A 17987-nucleotide genomic window follows, 5' to 3' on the forward strand; every position below is an offset into this window, starting at 1 on the left:
CCGGTGACCCTTGCGGCATGTCAGGAAATTCCTGCAACGGCAAGGCGCGGCGTGACAGCCTCGATGATATCTGCGGCGACCACTTCAACATCACGCGCCGCATCAACCACAACAAATCTGTTGGGTTCCTGAGCGGCCAGTTCCAGAAATCCCTGGCGCACCTGATGGTGAAAATCGGACCCCTTGCTTTCAAAGCGTGACTCGTCTGTCTCACGCGCACCGGCGCGGCGAAGCCCCTCTTCAACATCCATATCCAGCAAAATTGTCAGATCGGGAACCAGATCGCCGCAGGCAAGCCGATTGAGTGCCTCGATATCCCGGCGCGGCACACCACCGACGACCCCTTGATACACCCGTGTCGAATCATTGTACCGGTCGCAGATGACAATCCTGCCATCGGCGAGCGCAGGCCGCAGAACGTGAACGACATGTTCATGACGCGACGCCGACATCAGCATCGCCTCGGTCGCGGCCCGCCACCGATCGGCACTTCCCGTGACCAGCAGCTGCCTTATGGATTCTGCTGACTCAGTACCGCCCGGCTCCCTCGTAAGGAGGGGGGTGTCGGCATCGAGACGTTCCGCAAGATGCTGCGCAAGCAACTGTATCTGCGTGGTCTTTCCACTCCCCTCGCCGCCTTCAAAGGTGATAAAGAAACCGCCCATCAGACCTGACTACTGAAGCTGGACTGAATCGGCGCCAGCTCCGAAAATCAGATATTTCAGCGCCTCGCCAACCCTGTCAAACATTCCAAGCTGACCCACGTCGCTGGCCGCAACCAGGGGATAGACAAGCTTTTCTTCGGGCAGTTCCAGGAACAGCGTCCCAATCGACTGGCCGGCCTTGATTGGCGCTGGCACCGGATCGTTCCACTGGACCGACATCTTCATCCGGCGCCGGTCGGTTCGAGACAGGACAAGATGAAGCGGCTCTTTCAGCACAAGATCGAGCTTCGGTGCCTTGCCAAGCCAGATATTGGCCTGGTCCACAGGCTCGCCAGCATCAAAAAATCGATAGAGTTTGAATTCGCGAAACATCAGATCCATTAGACGGCGGGACTCCGAAGACCGCTGCTTCATGCTCTCCAGACCGTTCAGAACCATGACCACCCGCTGCCCGTCACGGATCGCCGATCCGACAAGACCATAGCCCGATTCCTCGGTATGACCGGTTTTCAGCCCGTCTGCGCCTTGCGTACCATAGACAAGAGGATTCCTGTTGCCCTGCTTGATGCCGTTATAGGTAAAGTCCTTTTGCGCAAACATCGAATAGAGTTCGGGGTAGGTATCGAGCGGAAAATCCCGGATCATCGCCGTAGCAAGAATATTCAGGTCCCGCGCGGTGGTGAATTGCTCGGGATCAGGCCAGCCGGTGGAATTGCGAAAGGTTGTATTCTCCATCCCAAGGCGCTTTGCGACATAGTTCATTTCCTCGGCAAAGCCGTCCTCTGTTCCGGAAATTCCCTCGGCCACGGCGATCGCGGCATCATTGCCCGATTGCACGACAATACCGTAAAGAAGATCGCGAACAGCCACCTGCTTTCCAACCTCGATAAATGTTTTCGAGCCGCCCTTGCGCCAGGCTTTGGTTGAAATCAGAAATGTATCGTCCAGCGACAATGAGCCGTCAGCAATGCGCTGAAAGGCGATATAGACCGTCATGATCTTTGCCATCGAGGCAGGCTTCATCAGTGCGTCGGGGTTTCTTTCCATCAACACCTTGCCTGACCCGAAATCGGTCACGAACGCATATTCAGCAGAGGTGTCGATTTCCGCTGCACCAACCGACTGTACCAGCCAGCATGACATGACTGCGGCAAGGACCACACGCAAACATTTCACTGGACTTTCCTTTCTGCCAGAACCCTAACTATGGCTGTGCTAACGACAAAAAACGGCACAAAAATGTCGGCTCAGTCGACAATGATCCTGGCACCCTTGAACCCCAGATCAAACACCGCCGACAACAGTCTGTCAGCCTCGTCAACCTCGTTCACCGGGCCCAGCCTGACTCGGTGCAGCACCTGGCCATCAAGATTGATCCGCGACACCTGACCGGCACTGACTGTTTCGATGCGGTTCAGCACGTTGACGGCGTTCGTTTCGGAATGGAAGGCGCCAACCTGAACCCAGATACTGGTTTCGATTGGCGGCACATTTATCACTTCGCCAACATGGGCGTTTGACAGCAGGTCAATGGCCGACTGGCCGTCCTCGGCATTATAGTTGGACCGGCCACTGTTCGATGTCGCGGAAAAGGTCACATCCGAGGCGCCGACAGCATTGAATTCCGGCATCGGGGTGTCCGGCTTTCCGTCGACCTGGGGAAACTTGCCCTGTTTGGCGAGGTCTTCAAGACGGAGGCTCTGTTCAGCCAGAAGCTTGACCCGTACCTTTGCCAGCCCCTGATCCTTGAAACCAAGCAATCTGGCTGACTCACGCGACAGATCGATGATCCTGCCGGGAACAAACGGTCCCCGGTCATTCACTCTGACGACAAGCGATCTGCCATTATCCAGATTTGTCACACGGACAACGCTTGGCATCGGCAGGGTCTTGTGGGCCGCGGTGATTTTCTGCGGATCGAATATTTCCCCGTTGGCGGTCAGCTTGCCGGCGAATTCATCACCATACCAGGACCCGATCCCCGTCTCGTCATAGGCAAGGTCGCGGGCGGGATAATACCAGACTCCGCCGACATTATACGGCTCACCGACCTTGTATCTCGGCTGCGCGACAACGGTGCCGGCAGCCAGTTCCTCGGTCTGCTTGACCACCCTTTTCTCTTTCTGGGATTTCTTGACCATGTCGATGGCAAGCTCGGCCGTTGTGCATCCGGCAAGCCCGATACCGGCGATGCCCAGTACGGTGACAATCCGCATCCAGTCAGCAACTGCCCGCCACATCCGATATCTCCCTAGCGCAGGGTATCGGAAAGAGTTCCGATCGCCAGCGCATAGTAGTTGGAGCGGTTCCAGCGAAGAATCGATTCATAGTTGCTGTAGACGAGATAGGCCGGCCCGCCGACACCCTCGGGCATAACAAGCCGCGCCGAAAGCGGCCGCGCAGGCAGATCGGACCCGTCGGCGCTGCGAACGCCGGCCTTCTGCCAGACAGGAAGCTTGTAACGGGTCTTGTCCTCGAACAGCTTTGTCGCGCCCTTGCCGCCAATAACAAGATTGGACGGGATACGGACCTCGCGCCCCCAGGTCATGTCGTCACGCCATCCTGCCTTGGCGAGATAATTGGCGGTCGAGGCGAACACATCCTCGGTTGTGGCCCAGATGTCACGCCGCCCGTCGCCATTCCAGTCCTCGGCAAAATTCAGGAAGCTGGACGGCATGAACTGGCTCTGCCCCATTGCGCCGGCCCACGACCCCTTCATGTCTTCTGCCTTGATATGACCCTGTTCGATGATCCGCAGTGCGTTCAGCAATTCCTTGCGGAAATAGGCGCTGCGACGCCCGTCATGCGCCAATGTGGCAAGCGAATGCGGAATGTTGAAACTGCCGAGATATTTGCCAAAGCTTGTCTCCATGCCCCAGAAGGTGACGATATAGCGTTTCTGCACACCGTATTTCTTTTCCAGCCGGTCGAGAATGTCAGCATGTTCGACAAGCATTCTGGCAGCCGTCTTGCGACGCCACGGGCTGACAAACCTGTCCATATATTCGGCCAAGGTCAGCGAGAATTCGGGTTGGTTGCGATCCAGTTCAATCACCCGCGGCAGCGGCTGGGCCCCTGCCAATGCAGCATCAAGCGTTTGTTCGGATATGCCAATACTGCGCGCTTCGGCACGAAGCTCAACCAGCCAATCGTCAAACGACTGTGTGGCAGCAAGGGACTGGCTCGAGGTCCAGAACACCAAACCTGCAAGCAACAATAGCGGCCATCGCAAAAAGCGGCGCACTGCGGATCCAGTCAACAGACCAGCATTTGAAAATGAGTGAAACAAAATACCCCCGCCTGGCAACGCGGCCGTCTATGTGCTCCGGAAATGGAACACATCATCTTGTGGTAACAGTAGCGCGCAACCGCTATCTCTGGCAAGAATCGAAATGCCGCTACCCACAGCAATTTCCCGCACTCAGGCATGTTTGACCGGGTTCAGTCCTTCAGACTGTCACCCCGCATGCCGGCCCGCTCAAGGTGAATTGGCAGAACCCGGCCATATAGCTGCTTTGTTCGTTCAACGCTGCCGACCATTCCCTCGGTTTCCACGAAGGAAAAAATCCCGACATAGCGCCGTCTTGTGCCAGTGACCGGCGTAACGCGGTGAAGTGAATAGCGACCTTTGAAGATCTGAAGATCACCCGGAACAAGATTGATCGACTTCACCCGATCAGACTGATCATCAAGCACTTCGGCAACAGCATCGAAACATTCATCCTCGGCGCTGCGAAGGCCGGGCGCATATTCGAACATGCCTCCGGCCTCACCATTCTGGATGGCCAGGGTGACGGTGAAATTGTTGGTATCGAAATGCCAGGGAAACCCCTGTCCCTCTTCGACAACATTGATAATCACATCGGCGAGCGGGTCGGCATAACGATAGAAACGGGGGGCGGCCAGCGCCTCGCGTATGAATGCCTGAAATGGTGCATATTCATAGATCGCGCGAAGACCGCTGTCAGTGCCGAAACTGTCAGCAGGCACAAACGCATTTGACCGGTCGTAGAAACGGCGGCGCGGATCGGCCAGCGGCAAGTCGGGGTCATCTTCGGAAAAATAGGCGTTGGTTCGATTGAAAGACCGGTGCGCGAGACCGGCAACCGAGTCCGCTTCCGCGACAAGTGACGGCAATGATTCTGTCCGGATAAAGCCCGGCAACACGCAGCACCCGTCGGCGGCAAGCTGTTCGCGGGCCGACCGGATTACCGCCGCATATCCATGCGGATCACGGCCATCAAGCGGATAGGCGTCAAAATCGATGTAATCGCCGGGTCGGGCTGTGTGATGTTTTGGCATGTCTGCAACCCTCGCAGAACCCTGTCTGTTCTGAGATGGTGACTGCAAAATGCAAATTGACGCAACATCAAAATTGGTTGCCGGGCGGTGGTCAGCCGCCCTGCACCAGATCAGTGTTCAACGTCGATTTGGCACCAGCCCCGCGCGCCAGCGGACTGCGCAGCGCCAGCGCCAGCAGAGGCGGGACAATGATCAGCGTTGCAAGGGTCGACAGACCAAGCCCGCCAAACACCACCACGCCAAGGCCTCGATAGAGTTCCGCCCCCGCGCCAGGGAAGATCACCAGCGGTACCAGACCGAACAGCGAGGTCAGCGTGGACATGAAAATCGGGCGGACCCGGTTGCGTGTCGCCTCGACGACGGCATCGGCAATCTCCATCCCCTCTTCGCGTATGTGAAGCATCGCCTGTTCAATCATCAGGATGGCATTGTTCACCACAACGCCGGTCAGGATGACAAAACCGAGCATTGTCAGCATGTCCAGAGGTTGACGGATATAGATATTGAGAAGCGCCAGCCCGGCGATGCCACCGGCACCGGCAACCGGTACCGCAAGCAGAATGATCAACGGCAGCACGAAATTGCGGAGCAGCACGACCAGCAACAGGAAGATCACCGCCAGCGCGATGGCCACATTCACCTGCATCGCCTGCCAGGTGGCGTTGAGCGCACTGGCCGCCCCGCTCAGCGAAATGGTGACGCCCGATTCACCTGCCACTGGCCGGATTTCATCGATGACCTGGCTTTCAATGATAGCCACCGCTTCCTCAAGAGACAGTTTGTCTGTTGGACGAAGCTGCAGCGAAATGGCCTGGCTGCCACCGATACGGCGGATCTGCTCGGGCGCGCTGATGATTTCGATCAGCGCCAGCTGACCAAGCCGCAAGACCGCCCCACCCCGTGTGATGATAGGAATGTCACCAAGCTGGGCGGCGGTCAGTTTGCTGGCATCACGTCCCGACACAACCATGTCGATCAATTCGCCGGCGATCGGAATCTGGATGACATTCGCACCGTCATTGAAAACATCGACAGCGGATGTCACGTCGCGAACCGACACGCCGGCCCGCGCCAGCGCGGCAAGGTCCGGGGTGATCCTGATCTGTGGCGCGCCATTGTCCAGATTTGGCAGTGCCCGTACCTGGCTTCCCTCGGTGCGCGGGAACAATTCGGCAAGCTTTTCATTGACCCGAAAGGCAATTGGCAGCACCGCATCGCGGCTCGGGCCGGCCACATCTATGCGGATCGAACGTGATCCCCCGACCGACCGGCCAAACAGCGATGACTGGCGGACAAAGGCACCTGTTCCAGGTTCCGAGAAAATCGGCCGCATAAGTACCATCTGCAGTTCGCTGACCCGCGTCGCGTCGCGTGCCGAGGCACCGGCAAAGGCACCGCCCGAAAAAGCCACAAAGAAGAACCGTTCGATCGCCGGAGGGCCGTCGGCGGCAGGCTCGTTCTCCCACAGGGGGCGTGCCGCGCCTTCCATCTTTTCGGCGATCCGCAAGGTTTCATCCATGGAATAGCCGGGCGGGGTGAAAATCCGCCCAAAGACGAAATTCGCGTTTCCATCCGGAAGGTAATCAAGCTGGGGCATGAATTTGGCGGCAAAACCCGCCGCGCCGGCAACAAGCACGGCCACGGCAAGCAGTCCGATGAGTGAACGTCGCACTGTCAGTCGTGCATAGCTGACCACCAGCCGTGCAAAGCCGCCCGCAAGATGGTCCAGTCCGGGAATGCGGATCAGATTGGCGTATTTTTCGGAAGAACCGCGAAGCAACCGCGCGGCAAGCGACGGGATCACTGTAACAGAAACGATCACGGAAATCAGAACAGCCACCGAGATGGCAATCCCGATGTCCCGGAACAGCTGTCCGACAGGCAATGTCAGCAACAACACCGGTATGAAAACAATCACTGTCGTCAGGGCGGATCCCAGAATAGGTGCCCAGACCTGGCGCGCGCCATGATAGGCCGCGGTATCGGCCGGCAGACCACGCTGGCGAAGGCGGAAGATATTTTCCAGCGAGACGATAGAAGCGTCGACAACCATGCCAACGGCAAAGGCCAGTCCGGCAAGCGAAATGACGTTGATCGACAGGCCAAGGCCGGCGATGGCGACGAAGGTGCCAATCACTGATACCGGAATGGCCGCAAACACGATGATGGTTGGCAGCGCGCTGCGAAGAAACAGCAGCAGAACACCAAGCGCCAGCATGCCGCCAACCCAGATATTCTGTTGCACCAGATCAATGGCCGAGGCGATATATTTCGTCTCGTCATAGACGACGCGCAATGACAGTCCCTTGGCATCAAGGACAGAGCTGTTCAACTCGTCAATGGCGGTGCGGAGCCGCGCCATGGTTTCAACAACATTCACTCCCGGCGCACGCAGGGCATTGATAATCACCGCCTCTTCGCCATTCAGACGCCGATAGCTTGAACGTGACGCCGATTGCAATTTGATTGTCGCGATGTCCGACAACAGCAGCGGCACCAGGGTTCCCGAAGATGATGTGTCGGTCCGCAACACGATACGTCCCGCCGCATCCGGGGTGTAGTTGACAGCCTCGGTCCGCACCGCATAGGTCCGTTTGCCCTCGGTGACGGTGCCGACACTCATCATTGATGACGATGTTCTCAGCGCGTCGATCACCTCGGTCAGGGTAATCCTGTACTGCGTCAGTTTTTCCGGATCGATAAAGACCCGCATTTCCCGTGTTCCACCACCATTGAAGGTGACTTCGGAAATGCCGTTGACCCGGCCAAGCGGTCCAACAATCTGGGTTTCCAGAAAATTCCCCAACCCTTCAAGGTCGACAGGCTCGCCTGTCTTGCCAACGAGGGCCAGACGGGCAATCGGACTGTCATCGGAATTCGATGTCCGGACCTCGGGCGTGCGCGCGTCGGAAGGAAGGCCCGTGACCGCCGACAATTTGCTGAGCAGCAGCACAAGCGCCTTGTCCATATCCTGCGTTACACTGTAGGTCAGGGTGACAGCTGCCCGCCCTCGCCGCGATGAAGAGACAAGTTCCTCGACACCATTCAACCCGGATAATTCAGCTTCCAGCCTTGCAACGATTTCACGGTCAACATCCTCTGGCGAGGCGCCGGGCCACCCGACCCGCACTTCGAGGATTGGCTTTTCAATGTCGGGGCTCATCTGGATCGGGATATTGCGAAGCGCCACGACACCAAACAGGACGGTCAGCAGGATCAGCGCAAGAACCGCGACCGGGCGTTCAATCGCCAGTTTTATGACCCCGCCCATCAGCCGGCGTCCCTGGTGCCTGTGAAGTCCAGCGTTGGTTCACGTCCGCCGGGCAGGCCCCTGAGTGTTACGGTGCCCGACATCTCGGCCCCTTTGATCGTGCCAATGAATTCAAGATCAACAACACCGAAGGGAAGCACGAGCTTGCCAATGAAGTTGATATCGTCTCCAACCCGGGTGACTTCGACAGGTTCATCATTGAAGAATGATTTCTGTTTCCCAAGCACCAGATCACCGGATGCCGGCCCACGCCGCGTTGTCCAGTTCAGGGTCCATTTCTCCCCCTTCGGCCCCTGCGCCCGCTTTTCGGGATCACCAATCTTGATCTTGCGGCCATCGACAAGGCCCTCATTGCCACGCGTTACCACCAGTTCGCCGGGCTTCAGCCCCTCAAGAACGATGAAGGCGTCACCGGCTGCATTGCCCAGTTTCACCCGTCGCTGCAACGCGACACCGTCTGCCGCAACGAACACGACATGACCACCCGTAATCGGGATCACAGCGTCCTTGGCCACCGTGACAACAGGCGAAGGTGACGTTGTCGGCACTTTCAGCGTAACAGGTGCGTTTTCGGCCTGCAGCGATGCCGGCAACTTGCCGGTAACATCGAACCTGACAGTCTGCGTTCCTGTGCGGATATTCTGTATGGGAAGAACCACGCGGGCTGACAATGAAATGTCGCGGCCTGTGAAATCTGCTGCCTTTATGGATTTGCTTCGCTCTATAAAGCTCAGATATTCCAATGGAATTTCTGCCTCAACTTCATAATCATCCGGCGCGCGCGTCCGGATCAGCACATCACCCTCGCGAAGATATCCGCGCCGTGCCGGGTGAAGATAGACGATCTGTCCGTCGGTTGGTGCGGTGATTTTAGACGCGCCTATGTCAGACCTGACCTGGGCCATCTCCACGTCAAGTCGCGCCAGCGCGGCCTCGGCCAGCTGGCGTTGATATTCGCGGCCAGTCAGGCCAGCTTCGCGTTGCGCGATCTGCTGCTTTGCGGTGATCACCGCATTCTGCGCCGTTTCCGCCGCATCCAGAGCCAGCGCGTTACGCGACACGAGTGTTTGCGCCCGCGCCGCCTTCCCCTCAAGCAGCACCAGCTGCGAGCGTTGCAGCTCCAGAACCTTTCGGTCGGCCGCAATAGTCTGCTCAACCTCTGTCAATCGAAGCTCCCCCTCGATACGCTGTGCCGTCAGAAGGTCCAGTCTGTTGCGAAGATCGGTGTCATCCTGAGTGGCGACAAGTTGGCCGGCCTTGACCATGTCGCCAATCCTGAGGGATTGAAGTGTTGTAACGGCGTTTGCCGATGCGGTGATGGCAGTCACCTGCCCTGCCGCGACACGCCCCTGGACGTCCGTAAAGATGGACAGAGTGTCCTCACCCGCCTCCGCGACGGCGACGGTGGCGGTGCGATTGCCATAATTCTGGGCCTGCGCCACGCTTGTCAGCACCAGCGAAGACAATGCGATCAGACAGAGGCCGGAAAAACGTGTCACATGAAAAAGCGCCACGGAAACAGATGCAGATTTCACCCTTCACTCCTGAAAAAATGGCGAATCCAGATCCATGGACGTCAGCGCCATAGAGATTTGGAAATCGATGAATAACAGGTCTCTAGATAAAGCGGCAACACAACAAAGCAGCAATAAAGAGAAAACAGTTTTGCCAAAAGTCATGCAGTTGCCATTGTCACGAAGAGACGGCACAAAGCTGCTTGTTGACAGACCGGCCATTAGTCCGATATGTGCTTGCTTACGGAGAGGTGGCAGAGCGGTTGAATGCACCGGTCTTGAAAACCGGCAAGGGTTTGCGCCCTTCGTGGGTTCGAATCCCACCCTCTCCGCCATACTCCTTCACATCAGGTCATCTTTAAGCCTAGTTAATCCCATTTTTACATCTGTTTTCATGGGATAATATGCAAATAAAAGATGTTTCCAGCCCATTGGCATCCAGCCCTGTCCACAGTATTATGTGGGGTCAAATGTGGGGTTGGATTGGTTGTCAGGTAAAGCGCACAAGCTAAATGCCATGCAGGTGAAGAAGCTGTCTTCGCCTGGGCGCTATGCTGACGGCAACTGCCTCTACCTCACCATCTCAGAATCGGGATCCAGAAGCTGGCTTCTTCGCATCGTTGTGCGAGGCCGCAGGCGTGATATGGGCCTTGGCAGTGTCGAACTCGTTAGCCTTGAAGAAGCGCGTGATCTGGCACGGCAGTATCGACGTATCGCCAGATCAGGCGGTGATCCGTTGCTAGACCGCCAGGCGCTGCGAGGCCAACTTATATCCTTCCGTGAGGCTGCTGTTCAGGTGCATGAGCTTAATGTGCCGTCATGGGGCAATGATAAGCATGCCAGCCAGTGGCTCTCCTCGCTGGAGATACATGTATTCCCCATTATCGGATCAATGCCTGTCTCACAGATCACATCTGCCGATGTGTTGAAGGTGCTGGCACCGATCTGGATCGAGAAGGCTGATACAGCCAAGAAGATCCGGCAGCGCCTTCGCATGATTATCAAATGGGCGCGGGCGCAGGGCTACTTTACCGGCGATGATCCAGTTGAGTTGGCAGAACAAGCTCTCCCGAAGGTCAAAGCCTCAGGAGCGCACTTCAAGTCCGTAAGCTATGACGACCTGCCAGAGATCATTACACGGCTTCAGGCAAGCTCTGTGAGCCTTGCCACAAGGCTTGCGCTGGAGTTTCTGATCCTGACGGCTTCCAGGACCACAGAGGTGCTGGAAGCGCATTGGAGCGAGATCGATCTTGATAAGAAGCTCTGGGTGATCCCTGCAGAGCGGATGAAGGCAAGTCGGGACCATGAAGTGCCGCTGACAGAGCGGATGATAGAGATCCTGCAAGCTGCAGCAGAGCTTAAGCTCGATAACGGCCTGATCTTCCCGTCCTCACTCAATGGCAAAGCGATGTCGAACAATACGCTGAGGCTTGCTTTGCAGAAGCGCCTTGGTGTGGACGCCACCGTCCATGGCATGCGCTCTGCCTTCAAGGACTGGGCAGCCGAGACCACAGCCTATCCGAATGAGGTGTCAGAGATGGCGCTGGCGCATTCAATCGGCAGCAAGGTCGAGGCCGCCTACCGTCGCGGCAACCTGCTCACCAAGCGCCGCCAGATGATGGCTGACTGGGATGCCTTTCTCACCGGTAAAGATCGCAAGGTCATCCAGCTACATGAGACAGGAGATGCAAGATGATGGAGCCACAGATCCCGCGCCTTCTTCGTCTGAAGCAGATCCTTGGCGATCCAAAAGCAGACCCTCCTGTGGAGCCGATCATCCCCATCAGCAAGTCATCCTGGTGGGATGGCGTCAGCAAAGGCAAATACCCAAAGCCCATCAAGCTCGGCGAGAACACGACCGTCTGGCGCGAGGATGATATCCGCAAGCTGATCGACAGCTTATAGGGGTAAGCCCCCTATAGGTTTTCTGTGGGATTTTTGTTTTTCGCAAAGCAAAGGGTCGCGCGAGCGGTTTTGCTCGCCACAAAGTGTAGCAAGTGTAGCCAAGTGTAGCGGGAATTTCTTAATGAAAACAACACTCGCTACACTCGCTACACTTGCTACACCATTTCCCAAAAATTTTTTCAAAAAACTTTTTCGTACAGAAAAAGCTATAGGAGCCGACACACATACGTTTTCTGTATTGCATAACATGGGATCAGATGGCCGGGACATAACGCCATCCACTTCGATCTGACCTGATCCAGCACCACCCGATGCCATCATATCTAATCCGTGATTACATCGAATAAAGACGGCTCAAAAAACATGACCGAACAAAGTTCCAAGGTCCACGAGCCGCGAAACTCGAAGCTCTGTCACCAGTAAAGGTCAGCTTTTGTCAGGTTATTGTTAAATAGCTAGCGAAGGTTTGACTGGCTTGCGATAGAACGCAGAAACCAGCCTTTTCAATATCACCTGTCGTTTTTGCTGCGTTCCCGAAAATGTTTTGACAGCGTAGTGACATCAATTCCGGTCAACTGTTCATTTTCGGAAACCCACCTGCTAGATGGCCAAGCGCAAGTGCTGTCAAGAGACCATTGCCCGACAGATATCCGGAAACATCCGGCCCTGACACGCCGCAGGCGGCCCCGCCACAGGCGAACAGGTTGCTGAACACCGAACCGTCTACCCGCTTCACACGAGCATTATCATCCACCAACAAGCCTCCCTGCGTATGGAACAGCGCTCCGGTGACCCGCACCGCACAATAGGGCGCCTGCAACAAGGTATCCGCAGAGAACTGCCGTCCAAATCGGTCTGGTTCGCCACTCTCGGCAAGCAGGCCTGCTTCAACCAGCGTTGCCTCAAGCGCGTCGCTGTCTATCCCGATGCGCGTTGCCAACTCGGCTGGGCTGTCTGCCAAAATGACGGCGCCGCTCTTTTCAGCGTTGCAGAAATCCTCAAATTTCCGGCCAAGCTGCTGCAGGCGGCCATCAAAAATGTTGAAGGCCGTCTGTTCCGGCTGCGCCAGTACCGCCACCGCCTGTTCGGAATATCCCTGATGCTCGTTCGAGAAACGGCGGCCCTCAAGATTGACCTGAATTCCGCCCTCCATCATCAGAGCCCAGGTGACGAGAATACCGTGCGGGTGCGCGACAGAACCATGCCCCTGATATCCAGACAGATGCGTCGGGACAGCACCGATCTGCTCGCCCCACAGAATGGCCTCGCCCTGGTTTCCCGGATGCCCGAAATAGAGCGCATCCTTCATTTCCGGAATATGCCGCGCGACGAGATCCGGATTGCCACCATAGCCGTTGCAGGCAAGAATCGTCCGCTTTGCGGCGATCACCTCAATCGCGCCATCCGGCCGCTCGCAACGCGCGCCGATCACCTGCCCGCCTTCCGACAGGAACAGGTCCGTTACGCACGCGCCCGTCACAATCATGGTATCAGTTGCCGCCACTGCCTGTTCAAGCCTTGTGATCAACCCCTGCCCGGTGACCTCTGGCACGGCATGCATGCGGTGGTGGCTGTGGCTTGGGTAAAGAAAATCATCAAGCACATGGAACGGGATTTGGTGGCTGTCGGCCAGCCAGTCGATGGTCTTGGGAATCTGCGCCACGATGGTGCGCACATAGTTCGGATCGGCGCTGTTCTTGTTCTTTGCCATGATATCGCCGACGAAGACGTCCTGGCTGTCAGATATGGACTGCGCTGCCTGTGCCTTAGTGCCCGCTGCAGGCACCAATCCGGATGACAACGCTGTCGAGCCGGAAAGTTGGGTATCACGCTCGGCAACCAGTACTGATTCCCCTGCCTCGCTGGCGGCAAGCGCCGCTGTCAGACCGGCAGCGCCGCCACCGATGATCAGGCAGTCGACCTCAATTTCGGCTGCGATGCTGTCACTAACAATTATGCCTGCCATAAGCCTTTCAGCTCCCGCTGAACAACGCCTGTGCCTCGGCGATGCTCATTGTCTTCCCGACCGTGGCCAGCGCGTTGATCGCCGTATCATGTGTCTCTGGAGAAAAGGCGGCACACCCGTCATGAAGCGTGATGGTATTGAAATCCCGCACATGCGCGTCGCGAACGGTCGAGGCCACACCGCCATTGGTGACGATACCGCACACCATCAATGTCTTGATGCCGGCGCGGCTGAGCACGAACTCCATCCTCGTCTGGTAAAATGCTGAATAAGCGACTTTTTCAACAATCAGGTCTGCCGGCTGAAGTTCATCAACAAGAGAATGGCCCCAGCCGCCGGGAACGAAATCACCAGTTGTCAGGAATGGCCTGAGTGTCTTCAGATGTGGCGAGATGAAAGGGGCGGCATCACGTCCGGGGATCAGGCTGAACTGGGTCGAAACAACCCATCCACCGGTTTGCCGCACGGTATCCAGGAGCGGCTTGATCCGGGACGGCAGTGCAGCAATTTCGGGACTGCTGGTGCCGGACCGGCCATAAGCACCTTTCGGATGCAGGAAGTCATTCTGCAGATCAACGATCAGAACCGCCGTTGAAGCGGCGTCGAAGGCGTTGTCGGACATATCTACCCCTGTTCTTCAATGATGATATTGCCAAGATCGTCCACACGGGCCGCAAGACCCGGATCGACATAAATGGTGGCATCGGGCTGGACCAGAAGACAGGGCCCATTCACCACGGCACCAGCAGGAAGACGCAACCGGTCAACGATGGTCCCGTCATGCCACTGACCGCCAGCGAAAATTTGTTGGTCGGCCAGATGGCAGTCATCCGCCGACGCAGCACGCTCGCCACGCGCCAGGCTGGCGATGTCAACTCCAGGACGTTTGCCGATCACAGAAAGCCGAAGGTTCAACACACGCACCGGGATGTTTTCGAGCAGACGTCCATAAGCGCGCTTGTAGCTCGCATCGAAAGCGGCGCGGATAACATCGATCGTCAGCCCTCTTTCCGACACAGACAATGGAACAGCCACGGCATGCGTCTGACCAAGATAGAGCATGTCGAGCTCAATCACCGCTTCAAGGCCGTCGATTGACGCGTTTGAACGCCTTATGACCTCTTCAGAGGAGGCAGTAATCTCGCCAACCATCTCTGTTAGCGCCTTGCAATCAAGAGTATCCAGCATCCTGTTGAGTGTTCGGACCTCGTCATGACGCAGGTCCGACATCACACAGCCAAGCGCCGAATTGACGCCCGGGAAGCGCGGCACAATCGCCGCTGCCAGACCAATCTCTCGAACCAGAGCCCCGGCATGAAGCGCACCACCCCCGCCGAACGGCATCGCCGCAAAGCGTTTCGGGTCATGCCCCCGCTCGATCGAGATCAGGCGAATGGCGCCAGCCATTTTCGCGTTGGCAACGCGAATGATCGCCTCGGCGGCCTCTTCAACCGAAATCCCGAGCGGGCCGGCAATATGCGTGTCGATGGCGGCGGCGGCGGCCTCACTGTCCAACCTTGTCAGCTTGTCGCCTATCGGGTTGCGGGCATCGATGCGACCTAAAACCAGATTGGCGTCCGTGACGGTCGGTCGGTCATTGCCAAGGCCATAACAGACAGGTCCCGGATCCGACCCCGCGCTCTGCGGCCCGATATCCAGAAGGCCTGTCTCGTCAATATGGGCAATCGACCCGCCGCCTGCTCCGATGGTCGTCATCTCGATCATCGGTGTACGGACAACCATGCCGAAATCGATGCTGGCCTGAGATGTCAGGGTGTTCTGCCCGTCGGCGACCAGCGATACATCGAAGGATGTGCCGCCCATGTCGCCGGTGATGACATTTTCAAAACCTGCCGCACTGGCGATCTGGCGAGCGGCCACGACGCCGGCTGCCGGCCCGGACAGCGCCGTGCGCACCGGAAGCGCCTTGGCAGTATCGACCGACATGACACCACCATTGGATTGTACGATCAGGATTTCCGCTGGAGCCCCCTCGCCGTCAAGCCGCTCTTCAAGGCGCGCCAGATAGTTTGCGACAACCGGCTGCAGATAGGCATTCAGGCTCGCCGTCGAGCAGCGCTCAAACTCACGGATTTCAGGCAGGATCTCAGTCGCCACGCTGACATGCTCGTTCGGCCATACATCACGCAAAATCTCGGCAGCGCGTGCCTCGTTTTCTCCATTCGCATAGCCATTGATGAAGAACAGGCATACCGCTTCACAGCCCTGTTCAAGCAGGCTTGCCGCTGCAGCTCGGATTTCGTCCGGAGCCACCGGTGTTGTGACCTCGCCGCTGGCAAGTGTGCGCTCGTTGACCTCGAGACGGCTCTGCCGTTCGATCACCGGAGTAAACTGGCCCCACAATCCCCATGTAGTCGGCCGGTCGCGACGCCGCATTTCAAGCACATCACGGAATCCTGCCGTGGTAATGATGCCCGCCTTAGCACCCTTACGCTCCAGCAGGGCATTCGTCGCCACAGTCGTGCCATGGATGATCGTCGAGACAGCACCTAGATCGTCGGTGGCAGCTTTGATGCCACTCAGGAAGCCTGCTGACTGGTCGCCACGGGTCGAGGGCACCTTTGCGACACGCACCTCGCCGGTGTTTTCGTCAAGTGCGAGGATATCGGTAAAGGTTCCGCCAACATCGACACCTATCACGATGGATTTGCTCATGATCCCGCTCCCTTGCCGCCAGCTGTGACATAACCCTGAGCTAAATCATGCGCTTGCTTCTCACTGGTGCGCGTTGCCGCATCGCCGTAGCCACCGCCCCCCGGGGTCTCTAGCCTTACACGCTGGCCACGTTGCAACTTGATGCCCGTCATCTTCGAAACGAGTGGCGGAGACTCCTGCCCGTCGATGGCATCCGGGCCATCGCTGTCGAAATAGAACCTGTTGGGCGCGCCGGCGCGACCTCCAACAACACCGGGAGGCGGGTTTTTGCCACGTTCGCCAAACAGAAATGCCGTTGCAGATTCTTCCAGCAATTCAATTTCATAAACCGCGCCCAGCCCGCCACGATGCTGTCCCTCACCACCAGAATCCGGACGAAGCGCCCATTGCGTGAAAGCAACCGGATAGGCAGCCTCGAGAATCTCGAGCGGTGGAATGGTCGCCGTGCTGATCGGCGCGTTGCCGTGGTTCAAACCGTCCCCTTCGGGATGGCCGCCATGGCCGCCACCAAAGAACGAGAACATCACCCAGCGGCTGCCATCTCCACGATGTCCGGCAAGTGACAACGCGTTAATTGTCCCATAGGCACAGCCATTGACACGTTCCGGCGATATATGCTGGAAGGCCTGAAACATCACATCAATTAGCCGAAGGATGGTTTCCGTATAGCCGCCCACCGGCTTTGGTGCGGTGACGCTAAGAAAACTGTCCTCCGGGATAATGAATTCCACGGGCTGCAACACGCCTGCATTTGCTGGCACATCAGTAAAGATATGTTTTAGCGCCACATAGGTGGCGGCGATAGTCGTTGAGCGTGAAATATTTACCGGGCCGGCGCAGGCGGGACTCGACCGGGTGAAATCGATGGTCAATCGGTCACCCGATATCGTCATGTCGACGGCAAGGGTCAGCACTTCATCGGTTACACCGTCATTGTCCAGATAGTCCTCGACAGAAATGGTGCCGTCCGGCAGCGCGGCAAGGTGGTCGCGCATCATGCGGTCGGCGCGCTGCCTTAGAAGTGCCAGTGCCGCGGACACATCAGTCTCGCCATATTCGTCCAGCAGGTCGTCAAGGCGCTGGTGGCCAATGTCGAGGGCGTTGATCTGGGCGTTCATATCGCCATAGAGCGAATTTGGAAGACGTGAATTGGCGGACAGGATCGCCACGATATCTCTTCTCAGCACCCCTGCCTCAAACAACTTCACCGGCGGGATCAACACGCCTTCCTGAAAGGATTCAGTGGCTTGCGGGTTATAGTTTCCAGGTACATTTCCCCCGACATCATGCCAGTGACCAACAGAGGCAAGATAGCAGAAGATCTCTCCGTTCCTGAAGATCGGCTTCACAAGCCGGAAATCCGAAAGGTGGGTGCCACCGTCATAGGGATCATTGAAAATGAACACATCGCCATCGGCAACGCCGCCGTCACGACGCACTCGGTCAATTACCGCCTTCACGGCAAAGGCCATCACCCCGACAAAAATAGGAAGTCCTGATTTGCCTTGAACAAGAGTTTCACCTGTCTGCGCGTCATAGATGCCGTGACTGGCATCATGCGCCTCGGCAATGATCGGATTGAAAGCAGATCGGAAGAGAGTAGCGTCCATCTCGTCAGCAATCTGTTCAAGACGGCCTTTGAGAATGGCAAGCGTCACTGGGTCCATTTTGATAGAAGTCATAAAAAA

13 protein-coding genes and 1 tRNA gene are annotated in these 17987 nt (G+C 57.2%); 3 read left to right on the plus strand and 11 right to left on the minus strand.

Features of this window, described 5'->3' with window-relative positions; translation table 11 throughout:
• Positions 1-20: 20 nt before the first annotated feature.
• The 7 genes from tmk to AB3X55_02850 all read right to left on the minus strand — a co-directional run bounded on the left by tmk (position 21) and on the right by AB3X55_02850 (position 9773).
• Positions 21-668, minus strand: coding sequence for a dTMP kinase (tmk, locus tag AB3X55_02820; GenBank protein MEX0502510.1), 648 nt, complete (start codon positions 666-668; stop codon positions 21-23).
• 6 nt (positions 669-674) lie between these two features.
• Complete coding sequence (locus tag AB3X55_02825; GenBank protein MEX0502511.1) at positions 675-1841, minus strand: D-alanyl-D-alanine carboxypeptidase family protein; 1167 nt, start codon at positions 1839-1841, stop codon at positions 675-677.
• A 71-nt stretch (positions 1842-1912) separates the two neighbouring features.
• On the minus strand, positions 1913-2905 hold the full coding sequence (locus AB3X55_02830) for a septal ring lytic transglycosylase RlpA family protein (GenBank protein ID MEX0502512.1): 993 nt from the start codon (positions 2903-2905) through the stop codon (positions 1913-1915).
• An 11-nt stretch (positions 2906-2916) separates the two neighbouring features.
• The gene (locus AB3X55_02835; GenBank protein ID MEX0502513.1) at positions 2917-3864 is read right to left on the minus strand and encodes a lytic transglycosylase domain-containing protein; all 948 of its coding nucleotides are present in this window, start codon (positions 3862-3864) and stop codon (positions 2917-2919) included.
• A gap of 242 nt (positions 3865-4106) precedes the next feature.
• Positions 4107-4967, minus strand: a complete 861-nt coding sequence (locus AB3X55_02840) for a hypothetical protein (protein MEX0502514.1) — start codon at positions 4965-4967, stop codon at positions 4107-4109.
• 91 nt (positions 4968-5058) lie between these two features.
• Positions 5059-8238: an efflux RND transporter permease subunit gene (locus AB3X55_02845; GenBank protein MEX0502515.1), complete on the minus strand. Its 3180-nt coding sequence runs from the start codon at positions 8236-8238 to the stop codon at positions 5059-5061.
• Entirely contained in the window at positions 8238-9773 is a 1536-nt protein-coding gene (locus tag AB3X55_02850) for an efflux RND transporter periplasmic adaptor subunit (GenBank protein ID MEX0502516.1), read from the minus strand. The genes AB3X55_02845 and AB3X55_02850 overlap by 1 nt, the downstream gene beginning before the upstream one ends.
• A 224-nt stretch (positions 9774-9997) precedes the next feature.
• On the opposite strand from AB3X55_02850, the gene AB3X55_02855 reads away from it, so the two are divergent.
• From AB3X55_02855 to AB3X55_02865, 3 genes are all read left to right on the plus strand, one after another.
• Positions 9998-10087, plus strand: a tRNA-Ser gene (locus tag AB3X55_02855).
• A gap of 182 nt (positions 10088-10269) precedes the next feature.
• Complete coding sequence (locus tag AB3X55_02860) at positions 10270-11448, plus strand: tyrosine-type recombinase/integrase (GenBank protein MEX0502517.1); 1179 nt, start codon at positions 10270-10272, stop codon at positions 11446-11448.
• Positions 11445-11657 (plus strand): helix-turn-helix transcriptional regulator, encoded by a 213-nt coding sequence (locus tag AB3X55_02865; protein ID MEX0502518.1) that lies wholly within the window; start codon positions 11445-11447, stop codon positions 11655-11657. The genes AB3X55_02860 and AB3X55_02865 overlap by 4 nt, the downstream gene beginning before the upstream one ends.
• 571 nt (positions 11658-12228) lie before the next feature.
• Here AB3X55_02865 and AB3X55_02870 read toward each other — a convergent pair.
• The 4 genes from AB3X55_02870 to AB3X55_02885 are packed head-to-tail and all read right to left on the minus strand — an operon-like array spanning position 12229 to position 17981.
• Positions 12229-13623 (minus strand): FAD-dependent oxidoreductase, encoded by a 1395-nt coding sequence (locus AB3X55_02870; GenBank protein MEX0502519.1) that lies wholly within the window; start codon positions 13621-13623, stop codon positions 12229-12231.
• Between the two features lie 7 nt (positions 13624-13630).
• Positions 13631-14245 carry a cysteine hydrolase family protein gene (locus tag AB3X55_02875; protein ID MEX0502520.1) on the minus strand — a complete coding sequence of 205 codons (615 nt, stop codon included), beginning with the start codon at positions 14243-14245 and terminating at the stop codon, positions 13631-13633.
• A gap of 2 nt (positions 14246-14247) precedes the next feature.
• Entirely contained in the window at positions 14248-16299 is a 2052-nt protein-coding gene (locus AB3X55_02880; GenBank protein ID MEX0502521.1) for a hydantoinase/oxoprolinase family protein, read from the minus strand.
• A complete protein-coding gene (locus AB3X55_02885) occupies positions 16296-17981 on the minus strand; it encodes a hydantoinase B/oxoprolinase family protein (protein ID MEX0502522.1) in 1686 nt (561 codons plus the stop codon). The genes AB3X55_02880 and AB3X55_02885 overlap by 4 nt, the downstream gene beginning before the upstream one ends.
• Between the last annotated feature and the right edge of the window lie 6 nt (positions 17982-17987).

The organism is Alphaproteobacteria bacterium LSUCC0719 (genome assembly GCA_040839025.1).
GTDB lineage: Bacteria > Pseudomonadota > Alphaproteobacteria > Puniceispirillales > Puniceispirillaceae > UBA8309.